Origin of the sequence: Bradyrhizobium sp. SZCCHNR3119 (genome assembly GCF_032487775.1) — a bacterium.
In the GTDB taxonomy this organism is placed as follows: Bacteria; Pseudomonadota; Alphaproteobacteria; order Rhizobiales; family Xanthobacteraceae; genus Bradyrhizobium.
Map to the genome: position 1 here is coordinate 2,177,908 of NZ_JAUEUV010000001.1, position 23,611 is coordinate 2,201,518.

18 protein-coding genes are annotated in these 23,611 nt (G+C 63.4%); 8 read left to right on the forward strand and 10 right to left on the reverse strand.

Going from position 1 to position 23,611, the window contains the following annotated elements; genetic code table 11:
* Positions 1 to 62: 62 nt before the first annotated feature.
* Positions 63 to 1,199: an acyl-CoA dehydrogenase family protein gene (locus QX034_RS10295; RefSeq protein WP_315702679.1), complete on the reverse strand. Its 1,137-nt coding sequence runs from the start codon at positions 1,197 to 1,199 to the stop codon at positions 63 to 65.
* 297 nt (positions 1,200 to 1,496) lie between these two features.
* Here QX034_RS10295 and QX034_RS10300 point away from each other — a divergent pair, with 297 nt between their 5' ends.
* Together QX034_RS10300 and QX034_RS10305 are read left to right on the forward strand one after the other, a co-directional pair.
* Positions 1,497 to 3,047 carry a long-chain fatty acid--CoA ligase gene (locus QX034_RS10300; protein WP_315744207.1) on the forward strand — a complete coding sequence of 517 codons (1,551 nt, stop codon included), beginning with the start codon at positions 1,497 to 1,499 and terminating at the stop codon, positions 3,045 to 3,047.
* Between the two features lie 69 nt (positions 3,048 to 3,116).
* Complete coding sequence (locus QX034_RS10305) at positions 3,117 to 4,349, forward strand: ABC transporter substrate-binding protein (protein WP_315702677.1); 1,233 nt, start codon at positions 3,117 to 3,119, stop codon at positions 4,347 to 4,349.
* Between the two features lie 78 nt (positions 4,350 to 4,427).
* On the opposite strand, the gene QX034_RS10310 is transcribed toward QX034_RS10305, so the two are convergent.
* The gene (locus tag QX034_RS10310; protein WP_315702676.1) at positions 4,428 to 5,195 is read right to left on the reverse strand and encodes a helix-turn-helix transcriptional regulator; all 768 of its coding nucleotides are present in this window, start codon (positions 5,193 to 5,195) and stop codon (positions 4,428 to 4,430) included.
* A 201-nt stretch (positions 5,196 to 5,396) separates the two neighbouring features.
* Here QX034_RS10310 and QX034_RS10315 point away from each other — a divergent pair, with 201 nt between their 5' ends.
* The 4 genes from QX034_RS10315 (at position 5,397) to QX034_RS10330 (ending at position 10,132) form a co-directional block, all read left to right on the forward strand.
* Entirely contained in the window at positions 5,397 to 7,676 is a 2,280-nt protein-coding gene (locus tag QX034_RS10315; protein ID WP_316195353.1) for a marine proteobacterial sortase target protein, read from the forward strand.
* Between the two features lie 127 nt (positions 7,677 to 7,803).
* Positions 7,804 to 8,370 (forward strand): class GN sortase, encoded by a 567-nt coding sequence (locus tag QX034_RS10320; protein WP_315762483.1) that lies wholly within the window; start codon positions 7,804 to 7,806, stop codon positions 8,368 to 8,370.
* Between the two features lie 117 nt (positions 8,371 to 8,487).
* Entirely contained in the window at positions 8,488 to 9,204 is a 717-nt protein-coding gene (locus QX034_RS10325; RefSeq protein WP_315762482.1) for a DUF1614 domain-containing protein, read from the forward strand.
* A gap of 91 nt (positions 9,205 to 9,295) precedes the next feature.
* The gene (locus QX034_RS10330) at positions 9,296 to 10,132 is read left to right on the forward strand and encodes an MlaD family protein (RefSeq protein ID WP_315702672.1); all 837 of its coding nucleotides are present in this window, start codon (positions 9,296 to 9,298) and stop codon (positions 10,130 to 10,132) included.
* A 242-nt stretch (positions 10,133 to 10,374) separates the two neighbouring features.
* Here the strand turns inward: QX034_RS10330 and QX034_RS10335 are convergent, their stop codons facing one another.
* From QX034_RS10335 to urtA, 7 genes are all read right to left on the reverse strand, one after another.
* On the reverse strand, positions 10,375 to 10,716 hold the full coding sequence (locus tag QX034_RS10335) for a zinc ribbon domain-containing protein (RefSeq protein ID WP_315702671.1): 342 nt from the start codon (positions 10,714 to 10,716) through the stop codon (positions 10,375 to 10,377).
* 104 nt (positions 10,717 to 10,820) lie between these two features.
* Positions 10,821 to 12,050 (reverse strand): formamidase, encoded by a 1,230-nt coding sequence (fmdA, locus tag QX034_RS10340; RefSeq protein ID WP_315744203.1) that lies wholly within the window; start codon positions 12,048 to 12,050, stop codon positions 10,821 to 10,823.
* 49 nt (positions 12,051 to 12,099) lie between these two features.
* Positions 12,100 to 12,789, reverse strand: a complete 690-nt coding sequence (urtE, locus tag QX034_RS10345) for an urea ABC transporter ATP-binding subunit UrtE (protein WP_315744202.1) — start codon at positions 12,787 to 12,789, stop codon at positions 12,100 to 12,102.
* Between the two features lie 190 nt (positions 12,790 to 12,979).
* A complete protein-coding gene (urtD, locus tag QX034_RS10350) occupies positions 12,980 to 13,735 on the reverse strand; it encodes an urea ABC transporter ATP-binding protein UrtD (protein ID WP_315702668.1) in 756 nt (251 codons plus the stop codon).
* Positions 13,736 to 13,746: 11 nt separating this feature from the next.
* Entirely contained in the window at positions 13,747 to 14,883 is a 1,137-nt protein-coding gene (gene urtC / locus QX034_RS10355; protein WP_315702667.1) for an urea ABC transporter permease subunit UrtC, read from the reverse strand.
* Positions 14,884 to 14,920: 37 nt separating this feature from the next.
* Positions 14,921 to 15,847, reverse strand: coding sequence for an urea ABC transporter permease subunit UrtB (gene urtB, locus QX034_RS10360; RefSeq protein WP_315728192.1), 927 nt, complete (start codon positions 15,845 to 15,847; stop codon positions 14,921 to 14,923).
* A gap of 218 nt (positions 15,848 to 16,065) precedes the next feature.
* Positions 16,066 to 17,328, reverse strand: coding sequence for an urea ABC transporter substrate-binding protein (gene urtA, locus QX034_RS10365; protein ID WP_315702665.1), 1,263 nt, complete (start codon positions 17,326 to 17,328; stop codon positions 16,066 to 16,068).
* A 183-nt stretch (positions 17,329 to 17,511) separates the two neighbouring features.
* On the opposite strand from urtA, the gene QX034_RS10370 reads away from it, so the two are divergent.
* Both QX034_RS10370 and QX034_RS10375 read left to right on the forward strand, forming a co-directional pair.
* On the forward strand, positions 17,512 to 20,883 hold the full coding sequence (locus tag QX034_RS10370; protein WP_315702664.1) for an ATP-binding protein: 3,372 nt from the start codon (positions 17,512 to 17,514) through the stop codon (positions 20,881 to 20,883).
* Positions 20,873 to 21,787, forward strand: coding sequence for a response regulator transcription factor (locus tag QX034_RS10375; protein WP_315729988.1), 915 nt, complete (start codon positions 20,873 to 20,875; stop codon positions 21,785 to 21,787). The genes QX034_RS10370 and QX034_RS10375 overlap by 11 nt, the downstream gene beginning before the upstream one ends.
* A 209-nt stretch (positions 21,788 to 21,996) precedes the next feature.
* Here the strand turns inward: QX034_RS10375 and QX034_RS10380 are convergent, their stop codons facing one another.
* The gene (locus QX034_RS10380; RefSeq protein ID WP_315729987.1) at positions 21,997 to 23,499 is read right to left on the reverse strand and encodes an NAD(P)/FAD-dependent oxidoreductase; all 1,503 of its coding nucleotides are present in this window, start codon (positions 23,497 to 23,499) and stop codon (positions 21,997 to 21,999) included.
* Positions 23,500 to 23,611: the final 112 nt, after the last annotated feature.

Sequence of the window (23,611 nt, forward strand, 5' to 3'; positions counted from 1 at the left end):
GGTGGACTCATCTCTGGATTCCGGGTTCGCGTCTACGACGCGCCCCGGAATGACGGCTGACATCACAGTCCCATCTGGCGGCTGGCCAGATCCTTCATGATCTCCTCGGTGCCGCCGCCGATCGCGTTGACCTTGACCTCGCGATAGATGCGCTCCACCTTGACGCCGCGCATGTAGCCGGCGCCGCCGAAGATCTGGACCGCTTCCGAAGCGCAATAGGCCATGGTCTGGGTGGCCTGGTTCTTCATCATGCAGATCTCGGCCACCGGATTGTCGCCCTGTTCCAGCCGCCACGCCAGCAGTTCCAGCATCGCCTGCGATGCCGCCACGCGCTGCGCCATGTCGACCAGCTTGTGTCTGACCACCTGATGCTGGGTCAGCGGCTTGCCGAAGGTCTGCCGCTCTTTGGCATAAGCGATCGCCTCGTCCAGGCAGACGCGGGCAAACGCCGTGCAGCTCGCCGCCATGCCCATGCGCTCGCTGTTGAAGTTCTGCATGATCAGCTTGAAGCCCTGCCCCTCTTCGCCGATCAGGTTCTCAACCGGCACGCGGCACGCGTCGAAATGCAAGGTCGCGGTGTCCGACGCCCACCAGCCCATCTTGTCGAGCTTGGTGCGCGCGAGCCCAGGCGTGTCGCCTTCGATCAGGAGCAGGCTCACGCCGGCAGCGCCGGGACCGCCCGTACGCACGGCAACCGTCAGCACATCGGCCCGCATGCCCGACGTGATGAAGGTCTTCTCGCCACTGACGATGTAGTGGTCGCCCTCGCGCCTCGCCTTGGTGCGAAGATTGGCGACGTCGGATCCGCCGCTCGGCTCGGTGATGGCCAGCGCCGAAATCTTCCGCCCGGACAGGATTTCGGGCAGCACGCGGGCCTTGATGTCCGGGCGCGCCGCACGCGCGATCGGTGGCGCTCCGATCGTATGGCTCATCAGGCTGGCGCTGATGCCGCCAGCGCCGGCGCGCGCCAGTTCCTGTGAGGCCACGATCTTCATGAACTGATCGGCCGCGACGCCGCCGAACTCCTCGGGGAAGCCCAGGCCCAACAGGCCGATCTCGGATGCCTTCGCGTAGAGCGAGCGCGGAAATTCGCCGGCCTCGTCCCAAGCGTTGGCGAACGGCGCGATCTCTTTCTCGACAAAGCGCCGCATCACATCGCGAAACGCGTCGTGCTCGGCCGTGTAAAACGGGCTTGTCATGCGGGGCCTATCCGAAACGTCTGCTTCGCCTACGGCCAAGATGCGCCGGAACTGCCGGTATCCACTTGCGTCAAGTGGCTGATCTGGCAGGTCACCGCCGGGCCGTCATGGATTGGCGCTATTGCGCTGCAACCAGCAACTTGACGCAAGACAGATCGCAGCCCTGATCGGCCCACTCCGTCAAAAGCGCGCGCCGCGTGGCAGGCATTCGGTAACACACGAGGCTTGGTCGAGGCGCAGCGTTGAAAAACATCAGGGCGAGGCGGCGCCAGACCGCACGACGGAGGAGGGAATCCCGTGCCAGTACGATATTACGACTGGATTGCACATCATGCGCGGCGCACCCCGTCCAAGACGGCCATGGTCGATCTCGGCAGCAACAGGCGCTTCACCTTCGCCGAGGCCGATGCGCGGATCGCGCGACTGGCCAATCAGCTGGGAAGCCAACTCGGCGTCGGCACGGGCGATCGCGTCGCAGTTCTCGCGCTGAATTCGACCGACACGCTCGAAGTCCAATTCGCCTGCTTCCGATTGGGAGCGATCTTCGTGCCGCTCAACACGCGCCTCACGGTGCCGGAGCTGCAATTCATCGTCGGCGATGCCGCACCCAAAGTCATGATCCACGACGACGATCTCGCCGCGACCGCGCTCGCCGTCAGCGAGCTCTGCAACGTCGCTGGCACCTTGCGCTACGGCGCCGGCCATTCCTATGAGCAGGCAATTGCCTCCGCGCAGCCGCTCACGAGCTCCGAGCCGGTCACGCTCGACGACGTCTCGACCATCATGTACACGTCGGGCACCACGGGCCAGCCGAAGGGGGCAATGATCACCCACGGCATGACGTTCTACAACTGCGTCAATCTCGGCGGCATCGCCCGTATCATGCCATCGTCCGTGTTGCTGACCGTGCTGCCCCTGTTTCACACCGGCGGCCTGAACTGCTACACCAATATCGTGCTGCATGCCGGCGGCACCGTCATGATCATGCGCGCCTTCGATCCCGGATTGGCGCTGCAATTGATCAGCGATCCGGCTGTTGGCATCAACGTCTTCTTCGGCGTGCCCTCGATCTATCAATTCATGGCGCAGCACCCGGCATTCGAGACCGCCGATTTCAGCCGACTCGTGATCGGCGGCGTCGGAGGCGCGCCGATGCCGGTCCCCTTGCTGAACACCTGGGAGGGCCGCGGCGTGGCGCTACAGCAGGGCTACGGCATGACGGAGACGTCGCCGGCCGTGCTCGCCCTCGACCGCGAGGACGCCGCGCGGAAGGCCGGCTCCGCAGGCAAGCCGGTGCTGCACACGGAGGTCCGCATCGTGCGGCCCGACGGCAGCGATGCCGAGATCGGCGAGCTCGGAGAATTGTGGGTGCGCGGCCCGAATGTCACGCCCGGCTATTGGAACAGGCCGGACGCCAACCGATCATCCTTCACCGATGGCTGGCTGCACACCGGCGATGCGACGCGGATCGACGAGGACGGCTTCTACTACATCGTCGACCGCTGGAAGGACATGTACATCTCCGGCGGCGAGAACGTGTATCCGGCGGAAGTGGAAAACGTGTTGCATCAACTGAACGCCGTCGCCGAGGCTGCCGTGATCGGCATTGCCGACCCGCAATGGGGCGAAACGGGAATGGCGATCATCGCGGTGAAGCCAGGCCGCACGTTGAGCGAAGCCGAGGTCCACGCGCATTGTCAGGCCAATCTTGCCCGCTTCAAATGTCCGCGTACCGTTCGCTTCGTCGAAGCGCTGCCGCGCAACGCCACCGGCAAGATCCACAAGCCGACATTGCGCCAGACCTTCTCGACGGCCTCGGCGGTCGACCTCGTCCAGGAAGCATCGTAAGTTTGCTTCTGAAGCCCATACGCTCCGGAATGCCCAATATAAGAATCATCACAAGAGGAAGCCCAGGGAATGCCGTCCATTACCGCCAGGACTCTGCTCTCGTTTGCGGCCGCAGCTGCGTTCACGGTACTCGCGAGCCAGGCTGCGCTCGCACAGAAGAAATACGATCCGGGGGTCACCGACACTGAGATCAAGATCGGCAATGTCGAAGCCTATAGCGGCCCGGCGTCGGCCTATGGCGCGATCGGCAAGACCGAAGAAGCCTATTTCAAGATGATCAACGATCAAGGCGGCATCAACGGCCGCAAGATCAACTTCATCTCCTATGACGACGGCTACAGCCCGCCGAAGACGGTCGAACAGGTCCGCAAGCTGATCGAGAGCGACGAAGTGTTCCTGGTTTTCAACGCGCTGGGCACACCGACGCAGAGCGCCGTGCAGAAGTATCACAACGCCAAGAAGGTCCCGCAGCTGTTCGTGGCGACCGGCGCCAGCAAGTGGAACGACCCGAAGGACTTCCCCTGGACGATGGGCTTCCAGCCGAGCTACCGGGTCGAGGCGCGGATCTTCGCCAAATATATCCTGAAGGCCAAGCCCGATGCGAAGGTGGCGATCTTCTATGCCAATGACGATTTCGGCAAGGACTACGTCGCCGGCATCAAGGACGTGTTCGGCGACAGGGCCAAGAGCCTGATCGTGGCCGAAGAGAGCTACGAGACCACCGAGCCTTCGATCGACTCCCACATCGTCAAGCTCAAGGGCACCGGCGCCGACGTCTTCGTCAACATCGCCACCCCGAAATTCGCGGCGCAGGCGATCAAGAAGATCGCCGAGCTCGAGTGGAAGCCGATGCAGATCATGACCGACGTGTCGATCTCGATCGGCGCGGTGATGAAGCCGGCCGGGCTGGAGGCTTCCGAAGGCGTGCTGTCGGCGCAATACATGAAAGACGCCTCGGATCCGCAGTGGAAGGACGATGAGGGCATGAAGAAATTCATGACCTTCGTCGACAAATACATGCCGGGCGCCAACATTTCCGATTCGAACCTCGTCTATGGCTATTCGGCTGCGCAGACCATGGTGCAGGTGCTGAAGCAGTGCGGCGACAATCTCACCCGCGAAAACGTGATGAAGCAGGCCGCGAGCCTGAAGGATTTCGCGCCTGATACGTTGATCCCGGGTATCACGATCAACACCAGTGCAACCGACTTTGCCCCGATCGAGCAGCTCAAGATGATGCAGTTCAAGGGCGGCAAGTGGGACTTCTTCGGCGACATCATCAGCGCCGATCTGGAGCGATAGGTCCGCCGCCACATTGGTGATCACCCCCTGCCCTTGCCGGAGAGGGTGATCACCCGCGGTGTGTCGACAGCGCTCTGCTCAGGATACTCCCGGCGCGAACAGCGCAAACGGCTCCTCGATCGTCTTGCGCAAGTGCTCGCGATAAAGCGCATAGTTCGGATCGGCGGGGGCGATGCGGCCCAGATTCGGCTCCGGCACCGACCTGACCGGCAACAGCGCGATCGGCGCCGCGATCGGGGTCAACAGCGAACCTCGGCCCGCGAGCAAGGTCGTGATGATGCCGTACATCTCGCCGGTGATGGTCGGACGCGACACCGTGATCAGCCGGTGCTGGCCGTGCCGATTCGTGACCAGATAGATGAAGCCGGACTGGTTGGGCACTGCGACCTCGCCGAACTGGGTGAACGCCGCATCCAGCCGCGCGCCTTCACGAAACACCAGTGACGAGGCCGCCTCGTCCCAGGCGATGTCGGTGCGATAGGCGTAGATCGCCTCCTTGTCGCCGAAGGACGGGCGCAAGGTCACGTAAGTGCCTTCGATCCATTCGACCGCACGGCGCGAATAGGAGCCGAGGCCATCCGGCGCAATCCCGCTTGCGATCGGCGCAGCCACCGGCGCGCTTGGCACCTTACGCAAGGGAACGCCGAGCGCCTGTTCCAGCCGCACGATTGTGGCCAGCGTGAACGGCCGGCGGCCGCCCAGCGCCTTCTCCAAGGTCGAGAGGCTGATCTTGGCCTGCTCGGCCAGCGTCTGGCGCGACACGCGCCGGCGTGCGATCTCCTCGCGGATCAAGTCCGCGACCTGGCGGCTCTGCTCGTCGGATAATTCGCTCTCCGGTATCGACATCCTGCCCCCTGCTCCGCGGCGCCGTCCTTTGTAGCAGACGGACATTGCCGGACAAACCCGCACAAAGCCGCCAACGACCCGGTCCGCACGGGACCGGCGAGACGGACCGCGGCCGAACAAGGCCGATCATTCTGCTCGCGACGTCAGGCGCTTGCCCACAGTCTCGCACGCACGGATTTGTTTCGTACGGGGAGCGACGAGATGACGATCGACGACAGAATTGATGGCGACACGATCTGCAGGTCTCACCCGGTCCTGCGGCGGATCGGAGCGGTGCTGCTGTTCCTGCTGGTGCAGGCCGCAGCCGTGCTGCTGGTCGGACTGACGGCGCTGCTTCTGAGTTTCGAACCCGGCTGGTCAGCCGAAGGGCCGATGGCGCCGCAGTCCAAGCCCGGCGAGGCCCGATCCGGCTCGCTCCTGTTCAAAACCGATGACGGCTACAGCGACGCGCCCCGGCTCGGCATCGATGTCGACATCACGGTGTCCGGGCCGACCGCACGTGCTCGCGTCACCCAGCTCTTCCGCAATCCGACCGACCATTGGATAGAGGCGGTCTATGTCTACCCGCTGCCGGCGGGCAGCGCGGTCGACACGCTGAAGATGGTGGTCGGCGACCGCGTCGTGATCGGCGACATCAAGGAACGCGAGCAGGCCAAGGTGATCTACGAGCAAGCCAAGCGCGACGGCAAGACCGCCGCGCTCACCGAACAGGAGCGACCGAACATCTTCACCAACTCACTCGCCAATATCGGACCGGGCGAGACGGTGCTGGTGCAGATCGAATATCAGGAGCCGGTCGCGCAGAACGGCACCGAGTTCTCGTTGCGCGTGCCGCTCGTGGTCGGACCGCGCTACAATCCGGCGCCGATCGTGCAGAGCGTCGAACTGCGCCCGGGCGGCAATGGCTGGGGCGCGGCGAGCAACGATCCGGTGCCGGATCGCGACTGCATCACGCCGCCGGTGCTCGATCCCGCCGAGAACGCGCCGGTGAATCCGACCCGCATCACCGTTCGCCTGCAAGCCGGCTTTCCGCTCGGCGACGTCAAGAGCCAGCATCATCAGGTCAGGATCGAGAGTCCGGATGCGAACACGCGCCTCATCACGCTGGCCGACGGCGTGGTGCCGGCGGACCGCGATTTCGAGCTGACCTGGAAGCCTGCGGCAGAGACGGCTCCGTCCGTCGGGCTGTTCCGCGAGCATGTCGGCGATGCCGACTATCTGCTCGCCTTCGTCACCCCGCCGGCAGTCGCCTCGACATCGCAACAACCGCTGCCGCGTGAGGTGATCTTCGTGATCGACAATTCCGGTTCGATGGGCGGCACATCGATCCAGCAGGCCAAGGCCAGCCTGCTCTATGCGCTCGGGCGGCTGCAGCCCACCGACCGCTTCAACGTGATCCGCTTCGACGACACGATGACCGTGCTGTTTCCGGCGTCGGTGCCGGCCGATCCTGAGCATGTCGGCCGCGCCGCAAGTTTCGTGAGCGGGCTCGATGCGCGCGGCGGCACCGAGATGGTGCCGGCGATGCGGGCCGCGCTGACCGACGACGGCAGCGAGACCGATCATGTACGTCAGGTCATCTTCCTCACCGATGGCGCCATCGGCAACGAGCAGCAATTGTTCGAGACCATCAGCGCGATGCGCGGCCGCTCCCGCATCTTCATGGTCGGCATCGGCTCAGCACCGAACACGTATCTGATGACCCGCGCCGCCGAACTCGGGCGCGGCGCCTTCACCCATATCGGCTCGGTCGATCAGGTCGAGGAGCGCATGCGCGGCCTGTTCGCGAAGCTGGAAAATCCCGCGGTGATCGGTCTTGTCGCCAGCTTCTCGAACGCATCTGCCGACCTTACGCCCGCGATCATTCCCGACCTCTATCGTGACGAGCCGCTGGTGCTGGCCGCCAAGCTCGACAAGCTCGAGGGCTCGCTGCAGATCAAGGGCCGAATCGGCGATCGTCCCTGGACGGTGACCCTGCCGCTGGCCGATACAGCCGAAGGCAAGGGCCTTTCCAAGCTGTGGGCGCGGCGCAAGATCAGCGACGCGGAGGTGGCGCACACCACGCGGCAGATCACGCCTGACGAGGCCGACAAGACCATCCTGAAGCTCGCGCTGGAGCATCAGCTGGTGACGCGCTTGACCAGCCTCGTCGCCGTCGACCGGACGCCGCGTCGTCCTGCCGGTGAACCGCTGAAGCTGAGCGGGCTGCCGATCAACCTTCCCGCCGGCTGGGATTTCGACAAGGTGTTTGGCGAGCGCATGCGCGCGCCAGCCGCGCTGGCCGAACGTCGCGCCCAGGCCGATGGCAATGTGCAGGTCGCGGCATTGAAGCGGCCGACCGTGCCGCCCCCGGCGCCGAACACGATCACGCTGCCGAAGACGGCGACGGATGCGGAGCTCAGCATGATGCTCGGCGCGGGGCTGTTAATGCTGAGCCTGGCAATGTGGGGCTTTGCCCGGCGACGCGCAGCTATCACCTGAAGCGACTGTCTGGCCCCACCTCACGTTCAGTCGTCATTGCGAGGAGCGAAGCGACGAAACAATCCAGAGTCGCGCACGAAGCTCTGGATTGCTTCGCTTCGCTCGCAATGACGCAAAGGGACCTCGTATGCTCCGCCTCGTTCCCTTGTTCTTCGCCGTGATCGGCATCGCCCTTTTTGGCCATGGCGCTTACATCCATGCCAAGGCGCTTTTCGCCCAGGTGTTGCTGGAACGCGCCTTTGCCGAGACCGTGACGACGGGCCGGCCGATCAAGCCGTGGTCCTGGGCTGATACCTATCCGGTGGCCCGCATCGACGTGAAACGAATTCATGCCAGCGCGCTCGCGCTCGCGGGTTCAAGCGGTCAGGCACTCGCCTTCGGCCCAGGGCATGTGGAGCTGACTGCCGAGCCCGGCGAGCGCGGTGTGGCCGTCTATGCCGCGCATCGCGATACGCATTTCCGTTTCCTTCGCGATGTGCGAATCGGCGATGAGATCGATGTGACCCGGAGCGACGGCAAGATGTTTCGCTATCGTGCCGATTCGACAGATGTCGTGCGATTCGATGCGAGCGGCATCGATCCTGCAAGCAGCGGTCACGCGTTGATGCTATCGACCTGCTGGCCGTTCGACGCCGTTCGCTCGGGACCGGAGCGGTATGTCCTGCATGCGACCATGATCGCCCCGGGCGAGTGACCGCGCCCCTCCGCCACGCGTTGGGAAAGAAGGCGGATATTGGCATTTGTCATCCGGCCGGCGCCGTGAGATGCTGGTTCCATATGCGGCGCATCGCGACGACAGTCTTCAGAGCTCATGCATTCGGAAGCCCAATATCTGCCGATCACGCCCAGACTGTTCGCCGTCCTGGTGCTGGTGTTCGGCATCCTCATCATCCTGATCCAGCTCCGTATCCTGCGCTATGCCTATATGAAGCTCGGGATCAGCTCAGGCGCGGCGATGCTGCTCTTGTTCGGCTCGCTGATCGGCAGCTATTTCAACATCCCGCTCACTGTGCTGCCGACCCAAGAAGTGCGGTCCGGCGAGATCATCGATTTCTTCGGTATGCAATATGTCGTGCCGCTGGTGCATCAGTGGCCGGGCACGGTGCTCGCAGTGAACGTCGGCGGCGCGGTGATTCCGACCATCATGTCGACCTATCTCGTGCTGCGCTATCAGCTCTGGCTGCGCGCGGCGATCGCCGTGATCGCGATCGCCATCATCATCCATGCCATGGCAACGCCGGTCCGTGGCGTCGGCATCGCTGTGCCGGTATTCGCCCCCGTCGTGGTCACCGCGATCCTCGCCTTCCTGCTGTCGCGCGACTATGCCGCGCCGCTTGCCTATATCGGCGGCTCGATGGGGACGCTGATCGGCGCCGACCTGATGAATCTCGACAGGATCGGCAGCCTGGGCGCCCCGGTGGCCTCGATCGGCGGTGCGGGAACTTTCGACGGCATCTTCCTGACCGGCATTCTTGCCGTGCTGCTCGCCGGCATCGCCGCTCCATCGCGCCCGGGGCTGGCACGATGAGGCGCTGCGGCGCCAAGCTTTCCAGCAGCCCGCTTCGTCGCTAAAGTCACCGCCGGATCATCGGCGTTCGTCCGCCGCCACGATGGGCATCATGCGCGCAACCAACCTCATCATCGGCACCCTGACGCTTGCGGCCGTCGCCGCAGGCATCGGCGGCACGTTGATCACGCAGAAGCTGCGCATGGCCCAGCAGCGCAGCCCGTTGCGTGTGGTGTTCGACGGCGGCTCGGCCTCCGGCCTGCGCAAGGGTGGCCCGGTCAATTTCGACGGCGTTCAGGCCGGGCAGATCGTGTCGGTGACGCTGGAGAGCCCGCGCAAGGTCGTGGCTCTGGTGCTGCTCGACAAGAGCGCGCCGATCCGCAAGGACACCACCGCCGGCATCGAATTCCAGGGACTGACCGGGATCGCGGCCGTCTCCCTGGTTGGCGGCGCGCCAACCGCGCCTCCGGTGCCGCTCGACAAGGACGGCATCCCGGTCCTCACGGCCGACTTGAAAGACCAGGAAACGATGGTCGAGACGGTGCATAACGTCGACAAATTCATCGTCAGCAATGAGCCGGCCGTGAAGGACGCGCTGCAGACGTTCGAGTCGGAGACCGCCTCGTTGAAGGAGAAGAGTGACGCGATCGACGCTGCCATCGACAAGGCCGAGGATGCCTTCAGGGGCTTCGACAAGCTCGTGACCCGGATCGATGATGCGATCCCAGGCTTCGGCCATGGCGATGCGCATGACCTGACCGAGCGGCTGAAATCCGTCCGCGAGTTGGCCGACGACTTCAGGCAGAAATCAGCAAGGCTGATGGAAGACAGCAGAAAGTCCCTGTCTGACGTCAGCGAGAGCGCCAATGCGATGAGCGCCAAGCTCGGCGCAGCGTCGCCCACGGCGCCAGCGCCTGGACCGCGGCGGATGCCTGCGAGGCGGCACTAGGCACAATCGCCCAGCCTCATTCCACTGTCGTCCCGGGCAAGCCTGGCAACGCGCAGCGTTGTCGGGCACCGACCCGGGACCCATAGAGACCATCATGTGGCAGCACGCTTGAGCAACAGCCCGCCCCGCAACACCCGCCTGTGGTTATGGATCCCCGCTTTCGTGGGGACGACACCGCAGTTGTGGCTGTGATCGTGGATCTTGCCAACCGAGGACCACAGCCGAGTTTCTCTTCACCGATCTCAATGGCTGATCATCCACGGCCGCGCGGTCGGAAACCCCTTGGCGCCGCTCCTGGACTTCGTCATTAGCCGGGCCGGCTTCTTCGGCGAGCAGCAGCCGCAGCCTGCGCCGTGCTTGGCCTTGTATTCGGCAACCGTCTGCGGCGCGTGCCGGCTGCGCTCGTTGGTCGCATGCGCCGTACGCCGCTCCGCCGGCATGCAGGCAAAGGCCGGCGCGGTGAGGATCACGCGCGGCGCCATGTCGGAACATTGCGGACAGGCCTGCGGATCATCGCATTCCGCCATCGGACGCATGTCAGTGAACGGACCGCAGGCATCACAGAGATATTCGTAGACCGGCATCGTCGTCTCGTCCCGTTCTATTGATGTTCGATTCAAGGACATTCGAAGTGGATGCGGGGCAGCCAAAGGGACTGTCCCGCATCCTTGTCGCCCAGGGAGGAGACTTATTTGTCCGGCGAGATCGGCATCTGGATGTCGCCAGTGATGTGCTTCACGGGGCCTGCGGCTGACGGCATCACGTCGAAGTCGAAGATCTCGGTCGGCAGCCACAGCGTGGCGCAGGCGTTGGGCACATCGACCACGCCCGAGATGTGGCCCTGCACCGGCGCCGTACCGAGGATCGAATAGGCCTGGGCGCCGGAGTAGCCGAACTTCTTCAGATACTCGATCGCGTTGAGGCAGGCCTGGCGGTAGGCGATGTGTACATCGAGATAGTGCTGCTGGCCGGCCTCATCGACCGAGATGCCCTCGAAGATCAGGTAATCGCGGTAGTTCGGCGTGATCGGCGACGGCTTGAAGATCGGGTTCTTGATGCCGTATTTCGACACACCGTCCTTGATGACGTCGACCTTGATGTGCAGCCAGCCGGCCATCTCGATGGCGCCGCAGAAGGTGATCTCGCCGTCACCCTGGCTGAAGTGCAGATCGCCCATCGAGAGGCCGCCGCCCGGCACATAGACCGGAAAGTAGATCTTCGAGCCGCGCGACAGGTCCTTGATGTCGCAATTGCCGCCATGCTCGCGCGGCGGCACGGTGCGGGCGCCTTCTGCGCCGATCTTAGCCTTGACGTCACCGGTGGCCTTTCCGGCATGGGCCGTCGGCGCGAACGGCGGATTGGCGAGACCCGGTACGCGGGTCGGGTTGGTCGCGATCAGTGCGGTCTCGCGCTCGTTCCAGGTCGACAGTAGTTTCGGATCGGGCAGGCAGCCGATCAGGCCGGGATGAATCAGGCCGGCGAAATTCACGCCCGGCACGTGCCGCGACGACGTGAACATGCCCTTGATGTCCCAGATCGACTTCTGCGCCAGCGGGAAATGATCGGTCAGGAAGCCGCCGCCATTTTGCTTCGAGAAGAAGCCATTGAAGCCCCACAGGCTTTCCTTCAAGGGCCCGACGTCGAGCAGGTCGACGACCAGCAAATCTCCGGGCTCGGCGCCCTTGACGCCGATCGGCCCCGAGAGGAAGTGCACGATCGACAGATCGATGTCGCGGACGTCGTCGGCAGAATCGTTGTTCTTGATGAAGCCGCCGGTCCAGTCATAGGTCTCGATGATGAAGTCATCGCCGGGCTTGACCCACGCCACCATCGGAATGTCCGGGTGCCAGCGGTTGTGCACCATGTCGTTCTCGTAGGCCGATTTGGTGAGATCGACCTTGATCAGTGTCTCTGGCATCAAATGCTCCCCTTCTTACTCGCCTTGGCTGCTTGCTTGGACGGACTGGTTAGACGGACAAATATTTGGAGACCTGCGCGGCATCGACGGCGTCGCGCGGATCGTCGCGCACGATCTCGCCGTTCTCGATCACCAGCACACGGTCGGCGATGTCGAGCGCGAAGCTCAGGACCTGCTCGGAGACGACGATCGACAGTCCCTTCTGATCGCGGATGCGCTTCAAGGTGCGCGCCATCTCCTTGATGATCGACGGCTGAATGCCCTCGGTGGGCTCGTCGAGCAGCAGCACTTTCGGCTTGGTCGCGAGCGCGCGGGCAATCGCGAGCTGCTGCTGCTGGCCGCCGGAGAGATTGCCGCCGCGGCGGCCTTTCATCTCGAGCAGGACGGGAAACAGCTCATAGATGTCGCCGGGGACTTCCGACTCGCCGGAGACGACAAGGCCGGTCTCGATGTTCTCCTTCACCGTCATGGTGGAGAAGATCATGCGGCCCTGCGGCACATAGGCGAGGCCCTTGGCCACGCGCTCATAGCTCTTCAGGCCCGACAGCTCGGTGCCGTCCATGTCGATCGAGCCGCTCTTCGCGGGCAGGATGCCCATCAGCGACTTCATCAGCGTGGTCTTGCCCATGCCGTTGCGGCCCATGATCGCGACGATCTCGTTCGGCGCGACCTTGACGTTGAGGCCATGCAGCACCTCGCTCTGGCCATAGGCGACATGGAGATCGGAGATTGCGAGCATCACGCCTGCTCCTTGTTCGTTGCCAGGACGAGTTGTTTCTTCTCCCCTCCCCCTTGCGGGGAGGGGTCGGGGGTGGGGGTACCCCCCACGACGTATGCGCGCTTGGGTACCCCCCTCCCCAACCCTCCCCCGCAAGGGGGGAGGGAGCACACTGCCGCTGCCGCGCTCACGTGCCTCGATGCGTACATGCTCAATGCCCCAGATAGACTTCGACGACCTTGGGATCGTTCTTGACCTTCTCCATCGTGCCCTCGGAGAGGATCTGCCCCTGGTGCAGCACGGTGACCTTGTGCGCGATGTCCTCGACGAACTTCATGTCGTGCTCGATCACCAGCACCGAACGGTCCTTGATGATGCGGTTGAGCAACTCGGCAGTCTTGGCGCGCTCGCTGACGCTCATGCCGGCGACCGGCTCGTCCAGCATCAACAGATCCGGATTCTGGATCAGCAGCATGCCGATCTCGAGCCACTGCTTCTGGCCGTGGCTCAGCTCGTCAGCATAGGTGTCGAGACGATCCTTCAGGAAGATCATCTCGGCGACCTCCTCGACGCGTTCCTTGACCGCCGCGTCGCGCTGAAAGGTCAGCGAGCCGAACACGGTGCGGCCGCGCGGATAGGAGATCTCCAAATTCTCGAACACGGTGAGATCCTCGAACACCGACGGGGTCTGGAATTTCCGGCCCACCCCGGCCTGGACGATCTCGTTCTCCCGCAACCTCGTCAGCTCCTTGCCGCGGAACTGGATCGAGCCCGACGTCGCTTTGGTCTTGCCGCAGATCAGGTCGAGCACAGTGGTCTTGCCGGCACCGTTCGGGCCGATGATGACGCGGATCTCGTTCTCCTCGACGTACAAGGAGAGGTTGTTGACCGCCTTGAATCCGTCGAAGGAGACGGTGAGCGCTTCGACCGCGAGCAGGAAATCCTTGGGCTGATGACCGATGAGCATATCGTCTCTCCTCACTCTGCCGGTGCGCCGTTGGCCACCAGGCCATTGCCGGATTTCTTGGTGCGCGAAGCCAGCAGGCGATCGATGCGCGGCTGCACATGGTCGCCCCAGATGCCCGCAAGGCCATTGGGGAAGGCGAGCACGACGGCGATGAACAGCGCGCCCAGGCCGAACAGCCACAGCTGCGGAAAAGATTCCGAAAGGCTGGTCTTGGCGAAATTGACCAGGATGGTGCCGTAGATGGCGCCGAAGATCGACATGCGACCGCCGACTGCGGTGTAGATCACCATCTCGATCGAGGGCACGATGCCGACGAAGGAGGGCGACATGAACCCGACTTCGAGCGTGAACAGCGCGCCGCCGATCGCCGCGAAAATTGCAGCAGCACAGAAAGCGAAGATCTTGAAATTGGCGACGCTGTAGCCGGAGAAGCGGACACGATCCTCCTGCTCGCGCATCGCCACCAGGATGCGCCCGAGCTTGGTCAGGCGGATGAACTGCGCCGCCATGATGCAGGCGAACAGCAGGACCACCTCGACAAAGTAGAGAATATATTTGGCGTGGTCAGTGCGGATATCCCAGCCGAGCAGCGTGCGCAGATCGGTGATGCCGTTGACGCCGCCGGTATAGCCCTGCTGGCCGATGATCAGGATGCCGAGGATCGCGGCGATCGCCTGGGTGATGATGGCGAAGTAGACGCCGCCGACCCGGCGCTTGAACATCGCCGCGCCGATGATGAAGGCGAAGAGGCCGGGCACCAGGATGATCGCGGCCAGCGTGAAAGGGAAGCTGTGAAACGGCTTCCAGAAGAACGGCAATGCAGTGAGCTGATTCCAGTCCATGAAATCGGGAATCCCCGGCGTGGACTGGATCTTGGTGTTCTCGACGCTGGATGCCTCGAGTTTGAGGAACATCGCCATGCAGTAGCCGCCGAGGCCGAAGAACACCCCCTGCCCGAGACTCAGGATGCCGCCATAGCCCCAGCACATCACGAGCCCAATCGCGACAAAGGCATAAGTGAGATATTTGGCGACCAGATTGAGCCGGAACACATCCAACGTCAGCGGCAGGATGACCACGAGCAGAAGCAGCAGCGAGACGAAGCCGATAAGTTCGGAGCGGTTGAAGAAGCGCGCGTTGATGATCATGACCGTGCTTTCTTGTTGAGGCTCGACCCTGCGCGGCCTATTTGCGGACCTTGAGAGCGAACAGGCCCTGCGGGCGCAGCATCAGGATCGCGACGATCGCGAGCAGCGTGATGACCTTGGCCATCGATCCCGACATGAAGAACTCGAGCGTCGAGTCGGTCTGCGAGATGGTGAAGGCAGATGCGATGGTGCCGAGCAGGCTGGCGGCGCCGCCGAACACGACAACGAGGAAAGTGTCGACGATATAGAGCTGGCCAGCGGTCGGCCCGGTCGAGCCGATCATGGTGAAGGCGCTTCCGGCGACGCCCGCGATGCCGCAGCCGAGACCGAAGGTGTAACGATCGACCCTTTCGGTGTTGATGCCGACGGCGCCGGCCATCACGCGGTTCTGCACGACCGCGCGCACCTGCTTACCCCAGCGCGACCAGAACAGCACATAGGCCACCACCAGCGTGATCAGGATGGTGAGTGCCATCACGAACATGCCGTTGATCGGGATCTGGATGGAGTCGGTCGCCTGCCAGGAGCCCATCATCCACTCCGGCAGCTCGACACCGACCTCGCGGGCGCCGAACACCGAACGGTAGGCCTGCTGCAGGATCAGGCTGAGACCCCAGGTCGCGAGCAGCGTATCGAGCGGGCGCTTGTAGAGGGTGCGGATCAGAGCCCACTCGACCAGCATGCCGAGCGCGCCGGATGCGATGAAGGCCAATATCATCGCGACGAAGAAATAGCCGGGAAACAATGAGGGCAGGAATTGCTGGAAGGCGTTCGACGTCATCCAGGTGACGTAGGCGCCGAGGATCATGAACTCGCCATGCGCCATGTTGATGACGCCCATCTGGCCGAAGATGATGGCGAGCCCCAGCGCCATCAGCACATAGACCGAAAACAGGATGAGTCCCGCGAAGCCCTGCATCGCGAAGATGGCCCCGAGATCACCGAGTGAGTAGTCGCCGAACATGGTCTGTCCTCTCAGGCGAAGTGCCCCGTGCTTGGAGATCGATCTCTCTGAGGATTAGCTCTACTCCCCTCCCCCTTGCGGGGAGGGGTCGGGGGTGGGGGTCCCCAATCGCAGTCTTTGCTGGGTACCCCCCTCCCCAACCCTCCCCCGCAAGGGGGAGGGAGCGCGGCTGCGTCGGCGCAACAACGTCGCGTTACCGTGCGCCGTTTGAGAGCGCCTTACTGATAGCCCTTCGGGAACGGATCGGGCTCGACCAGATCGGCGGTCTCGTAGATCAGCTCGTACTGACCGTCCGCCTTGGCGCGGCCGACACGGGTCTTCGACCACAGATGGTGGTTCTCGTGGATCCGGACATAGCCCTCTGGCGCGCCCTTGAATTCGACGCCGGGCGAGGCGGCCGCGATCTTGTCGATATCGAAGCTGCCGGCCTTCTCCACCGTCAACTTCCACAGCCAGGGTCCGAGATAGGCGGCCTGGGTCACGTCGCCGATCACGGTCTTTTCGCCCCACATCTTCTTGAACGCGGCAACGAACGCCTTGTTGTTCGGATTGTCGAGCGACTGGAAGTACTTCATGCAGGCATAGGCGCCCGCGATGTTCTCGCCGCCGATACCGTCGATCTCGTCCTCAGTGACGGAGATGGTCAGCAAGGTCTGCTTCGACATGTCGATGCCGGCCGCCTTGAGCTGCTTGTAGAAGGCGACGTTGGAACCACCGACGATGATCGCATAGATCACGTCCGGCTTGGTCAGCTTGATCTTGTTGATGACCGAGTTGAATTGCGTGTGGCCGAGCGGGAAATATTCCTCGCCGACGACCTTGCAACCCTGCAGATGGTTCTCGATGTGCTTGCGCGCGATCTTGTTCGAGGTGCGCGGCCAGATGTAGTCGGAGCCCAGCAGATAGAACGTCTTGGCGCCCTTGGTCTTGTTGACCCAATCGAGGCCGGCGATGATCTGCTGCGTCGCTTCCTGGCCGGTGTAGATGACGTTCTTGGACTGCTCGAGGCCTTCGTAGAAGGTCGGGTAATAGAGCATGCCGTTATACTGCTCGAATACCGGCAGCACCGCCTTGCGCGACGCCGAGGTCCAGCAGCCGAACACGGACGCGCATTTGTCGTTCACGAGCAGCTTCTTGGCTTTCTCGGCGAAGGTCGGCCAGTCGCTGGCGCCGTCCTCCTGGATGAACTTGATCTTGCGGCCGAGCACGCCGCCTTGCGCGTTGATCTGCTCGATCGCGAGCTTCTCGGCTTCCACCGAACCGGTCTCGGAGATCGCCATCGTGCCCGTAACCGAATGGAGGATGCCGACGGTCACCTCGCTATCAGTGACTGCGAGCCCGGTCGTATTCACCGCGGAAGTTGCAGGCACGTCGGCCAATGACGGCCGCGGCAGCATGGTAAGGGCCGGGATTGCCGCCATTCCCATCAGCAATTGGCGCCGCAGCGGCGATTTCAGGCCTCGTTCGATATCGTCTGACATGACCACCCCATTTTTCGGTTCGATGACTCTCGGGTCGGACGAAGAATGGCGCGGTTCGTGCACTGCACGGATACGCAAGATTGCGTATACTGCACCGCAAAAGCGCGACGTAGGCTCTGCGCAGCGATCACGAGGGGCGGGACGGACTTGGGCAAGGACCGCTACGGTTCAGGAGTTTAGGGAGTGGCAGGGCGGCAGCGGATAGACCGCGTCAGGCGCCAATATAATCAGTGGGTCGCCAACCAGACGTTGGAGGATTACGCGCTTCGGTTCACGGCCAAGAGCGCGCGGCGTTGGTCCGCCGCTCGCGTCGCCAACACGGCGCTGGGCGCGATCTCGTTTCTGGCACTGGAGGCGATCGGCGGCACGATCACGTTGAACTACGGCGTGACCAATGCGACCGCGGCGATCCTGGTGGCGAGCATCATCATCTTCTGTTGCGGGCTGCCGATCGCGTACCAAGCCGCCAAATGCGGCATCGACATCGACCTGCTGACCCGCGGCGCCGGCTTCGGCTATATCGGCTCGACGGTCACCTCGCTGATCTACGCGAGCTTCACCTTCATCTTCTTCGCGATCGAGGCGGTGATCCTGGCTTCGGCGCTGGACATGTGCTTCGGCATTCCGCGGCCGATCGGCTATCTGATCAGCGCCGTCGTGATCATCCCGCTGGTAACATATGGAATCACGCTGATCAGCCGCTTCCAGCTCTGGACGCAGCCGCTCTGGGTGGTGCTGCACATCCTGCCCTTTGCCGCCATCGCCTATGCGAGCCCGCATTCGTTCGCCGACTGGCAACAGTTCCCGGGCGAGCACGGCGATCCCGCCGGTCATCTCGATCTGGCGTTGTTCGGCACCGCAGCCGCCGTGGTGTTCTCGCTGGTCGCGCAGATCGGCGAGCAGGTCGACTTCCTGCGCTTCCTGCCGCGCGACCAGCGCACATCGAAGCGGTCGTGGTGGATCGCCCTGCTGTCGGCCGGCCCTGGCTGGATCGTGCTTGGTGCTCTCAAGCTGCTGGCTGGATCGTTCCTGGCGTTCTTTGCACTCAGTCACGGCGTGCCGGCCGAGCGGGCCGCCGAGCCGGCTCATATGTATCTCGAAGCCTTTCGCTACGTGCTGGCTCAGCCTGACCTCGCGCTGGCCTTGACCGGCACCTTCGTGATTCTGTCCCAGATCAAGATCAACGTCACCAACGCCTATGCCGGTTCGATCGCCTGGTCGAACTTCTTCTCGCGCCTGACCCACAGCCATCCCGGTCGCGTCGTGTGGCTGGTGTTCAATGTCGTGGTGGCGCTGCTCCTGATGGAGATCGGCGTCTACAAGGCGCTCGAACAGACGCTGGCGCTCTACTCCAACATCGCGATCTCCTGGGTCGGCGCACTGGTGGCCGATCTCGTCATCAACCGCCCGCTCGGCTTGCGACCGCAGCATATGGAATTCAAGCGCGCGCACCTCTACGATATCAATCCGGTCGGTGTCGGGGCGATGACGATCGCAACCATCGTCTCGATCTGCGCCTTCTACGGCCTGTTCGGTCCGACCGCAAAGGCGCTGTCGACCTTCGTTGCGCTTGGGGTTGCGCTGATAACGGCTCCCGCGATCGCCTATCTCACCGACGGCAAGTATTATCTGGCCCGCAAGCCGAAACGAAGCTGGCAGACCATCGAGCGGATCCAGTGCTGCATCTGCGAGCACCATTTCGAGCCGGAGGACACCACCTCCTGCCCCGCCTATGCCGGCCCGATCTGTTCGCTATGCTGCTCGCTCGATGCGCGCTGCCACGACCTGTGCAAGCCGCACGCGCGCGTGCAGGCTCAGCTCGCGGCCGCACTCGGCGGCATGCTGCCGGAACGGATCCTGGTGCGGATCAATTCGCAGCTCGGCCATTATCTCGGCGTGTTCGTGACTTCGGCCGGCCTCGTCGCGCTCACGCTCGGCATGATCTATCTGGAGACCTCCGCCGCGCAGCCGGCAGACAGGCAGGTCATCTCGGACGTCCTGTGGAAGGTCTTCTTCGCGCTCTCCATCATCATCGGCGTCGTCACGTGGCTGTTCGTGCTGGCACAGCAAAGCCGCCGTGCCGCGGAAGCCGAGACGCGACGGCAGACCCAGCTCCTGATCGCGGAGATCGAGGCCCATAAGCGCACCGATGCCGAGCTGCAGCGCGCCAAGGAGGTGGCCGAATCCGCCAATCTCGCCAAGAGCCGCTACGTGGTCGGGCTGAGCCACGAGCTGCGCTCGCCGCTCAATGCGATCTCCGGCTACGCGCAGCTTCTCGAGCAAGACGCCAGCCTGCCGCCCAAGCCCCGCGATCAGGTGCGCGTGGTCAGGCGTAGCGCCGACCATCTTTCCGGCCTGATCGACGGCATTCTCGATATCTCCAAGATCGAGGCCGGCCGGCTTTACCTCTCGCGAGACGAGGTGCGCCTGAGCGAATTCCTCGACCAGCTGGTCGGCATGTTCCGGCTGCAGGCCTCCGCCAAGGGCATCGATTTCGTGTTCAAGCGACCTGCCGTGCTGCCTGTCGTGGTCTATGCCGACGAAAAGCGGCTGCGGCAGATCCTGATCAACCTGCTGTCGAACGCGATCAAATTCACGCAAACCGGCAGCGTGCAGTTCGTCGTTCACTATCGCAGTCCCGTCGCGGAATTCGAGGTGATCGACACCGGCCCCGGCATCCAGCCGGACGACCTCGAGCGAATCTTTGCGCCGTTCGAGCGCGGTGCGCTCGGCGCCTCCCAGCCGCATACCGGCACCGGACTCGGGCTCACGATCAGCCGACTCCTGGCCGGCGTGATGGGCGGCGACATCAAAGTCACGAGCCAAGTGGGCATCGGCAGCACCTTCCGGGTCAAGATCCTGCTGTCGGAAGTCACCAACCCGACGCGGCACGCGCCGGTCAAGGCGCCCGTCTCCGGCTATCAGGGACCTCGGAAAACCATCCTCGTGACCGACGACGATCCCGTGCATCGCGATCTCCTGCGCGAGGTGCTGACGCCGCTCGGCTTCATCCTGCTCAGCGCGCCCGATGGCCCGGCGTGTCTTGCGCTTGCCCAGCACTGCCAGCCCGATCTCTTCATCCTCGACATCTCGATGCCCGGCATGGACGGCTGGACCGTCGCCGAGACCCTGCGCAACAGCGGCCATCATCATGCCCGCATCCTGATGACCTCGGCGAGCGCGCTGGAGGCGCACGGCCGGCCGCTGGCGCAGCCGTTCCACGACAGCTATCTGATGAAACCGATCGATATCCCGCGCCTGTTGGAAACGGTCCGGCAGTTGCTCAAGCTCGAATGGAGCTATGAGACCGACGCAATTGCCGTCCCGCATTGGCGGCCCGAAACGGGATCGCGGCCACCGCTGAAATATCTCGAAGAGCTGATCGGGCTCGGCCAGATCGGCTATATCCGGGCCATCCAGATCAAGCTCGACGAGATCGGCACCGAGCACCCGGAGCACGCCGATTTCGTGATGCAGATGCGCGCCCTGGTCGACCGTTTCGACCTCGATCAGTATATGGCAACCCTGAAGACCCTGCACGCCTATGAGCATTGACAGAAAACGCGACGTCGCGCTCGTGGTCGACGACTCGCCGGAGACCCTGCGGTTGTTGACCGACGCGCTCGACGGCATGGGCATGACCGTGATGGTGGCGCTCGACGGCGCGGGGGCGATGCGCATCGTCGACCAGATCACGCCCGACATCATCCTGCTCGACGCCGTCATGCCGGGCATGGACGGGTTCGAGACCTGCCGCAAGCTCAAGCGCGACGCAGGCTTGAGCAACGTGCCAGTGATCTTCATGACGGGGCTCGCCGACACCGAGCATATCGTGAAGGGACTTGACGCCGGCGGCGTCGACTACGTCACCAAGCCGATCGTGGTCCAGGAGATGCTGGCGCGCATCCGCGTGCACCTCGCGAATGCGCGCATGACACAGAGCGCGCGCGCCGCGCTCGACGTCTCCGGACGATTCCTGCTCGCCGTCGACCGAGACGGCCGGCTGATGTGGTCGACCCCTCAGGCGCAGAAGCTTCTGAACGACAGTTTTGGCACGAATGATACGCTGGTGTTGCCGGACTCATTGCGCCAATGGCTCGATCAGGCGCAAAAGGGCAAGGCCGTAGGCAAGGCTGCGGCTTCGATTCCGGCTCGCCCGGAACTCAAGCTCCATTACATGGGCAGCGCCGGCGCCAACGAGTTCCTGCTCAGGCTCTCCAAGGAATCGACCAGCGCGATGCCGGCCGAGTTCTCCAGCGAGTTCGGCCTGACCACCCGCGAGGGCGAGGTCTTGTCCTGGCTGTCCAAGGGCAAGACCAACCGCGACATCGCGCAAATCCTGGGACTTAGTCCGCGCACGGTCGACAAGCACCTTGAGCAGATCTACGCCAAGCTCGGTGTCGAGAACCGCACCGCGGCGGCAGCGATCGCGACCAGCGTGGCACGGCGGGAGACCTGAAGTTGTTATGTATGGGCGGCACGACAAGCGACGCTGTCGTCCCGGGCAAGCGAAGCGCAGACCCGGGACCCATACCGCGTGACGCAGCTGTAAGCTAAGATCGGTCGTTGCAGTCTTCGCGCAACAACATTCGCCGGTGGTAATGGATCTCCGCTTTCGCGGGGATGACGGCGGCATTTGGCGCAGCTGAAGAATGCCACTCGACGAGATTAACCATACACGAACGCCTTGTCGTCGAGATCGGTCGCAGGAATCTCGTCCTTCTCGGCCCAGTAATCCTGGCTGTGCTGCCATTCCGGCTTGTCGCCACGCTTGGGCAACAGATGCATGTTGCGCATCATGTAGCCAGGGTTGAAGTTCTCCGGATCGATCCAGGGCAAGAGCGGCATGTTGTGGTCCTCGGAGCGCAGCGCCGGCACCACCTTGCGAACGCCCATCCCCTTCATGTGCTTGAGCAGCCGGCAGACGAAGTCCGCCACCAGGTCCGTGCGCAAGGTCCAGCTGGCCCGGAAATAGCCGAACACCCAGGCCATGTTCGGCACGCCCGTGAACATCATGCCGCGATAGGTCACGGTATCCGCAAAATCGAGCGGCTTGCCGTCGATAGTGAAGGCAATGTCGCCGAGCATGCACAGGTTGAATCCGGTCGCGGTGATGACGATGTCGGCGTGCAGCTCGTCGCCGGACTTGAGCTTGATGCCGCTCTCGGTGAAACGTTCGATCTCGTCGGTCACGACAGAGGCCTTGCCGCTCTTGATGCCTTCGAACAGGTCGGCATCGGGAACGAAGGCAATGCGCTGCCGCCACGGCCGGTAGCTCGGCGTGAAATGCTTGGCCGCGTATTCGGGACCGAGGATCGCTGCGATCTGACCGACCAGCTCCTTCTTCACCTGCTCCGGCTCGGCGATGCAGCGCTTGGTGAACCAGTCCTGCTCGAACAGGATCTTGCGCCGCACGATCTCGTGGATCCATTCCTCCTTGACCTGGAGCCGGCGCAGCTCCTCGGCGAGCTCGATCGCATTGCGGCCGATCCGGAAATAGGTCGGCGATCGCTGCAGCATGGTGACGTGGGCGCATTGGCCGGCGATGGCCGGCAGGATCGTTGCCGCGGTCGCGCCGGAGCCGATCACGACCACCCGCTTGCCTTCGAGTTCGATGTCTTCAGGCCATCGCTGCGGATGCACGATGCGGCCCTTGAACTTGGCCATGTCAGGCCATTCCGGTGTGTAGCCTTCCGAATGGCGGTAATAGCCTTGGCACATCCAGAGGAAATTGGCGGTGAAGCGCACCGGCGTTTCGTCAGTCCCCTTCACCGCTTCGATCGTCCATAGATTGCTCGCGCTCGACCAACTCGCCGAGACGATCCTGTGCCCGTATCGGATGTGCGGGCCGAGATCGTTCTCCTGGATGACCTCGCCCATGTAGTTCATGATTTCCTGGGCCGTCGCGATCGGCGGCCCTACCCACGGCTTGAAGCTGTAGCCGAAGGTGTGCAGATCGCTGTCCGAGCGAATGCCGGGATAGCGATGCGTGCGCCAAGTTCCGCCGAAACTCTCCTGGCTCTCGAGAATGACGAAGCTGGTCTCAGGCAACTGTCTGGTCAGGTGATAGGCGCTGCCGATACCGGAGATACCAGCTCCGACGATCAGCACCTCGAAATGTTCGGTGGCGTGAGACGCCGACGCCTCCCGCATGGGCGCGATGACATTCATTCTTATTCGCCTTGAGCTTGATTTTTGGCTTGGTTTCCTCAGCCTTCAGGCTGGACCCGATTGCGCGTTCGGTCAACTGATCACCGCGCACGGTCCGACTATTCGATCCGCA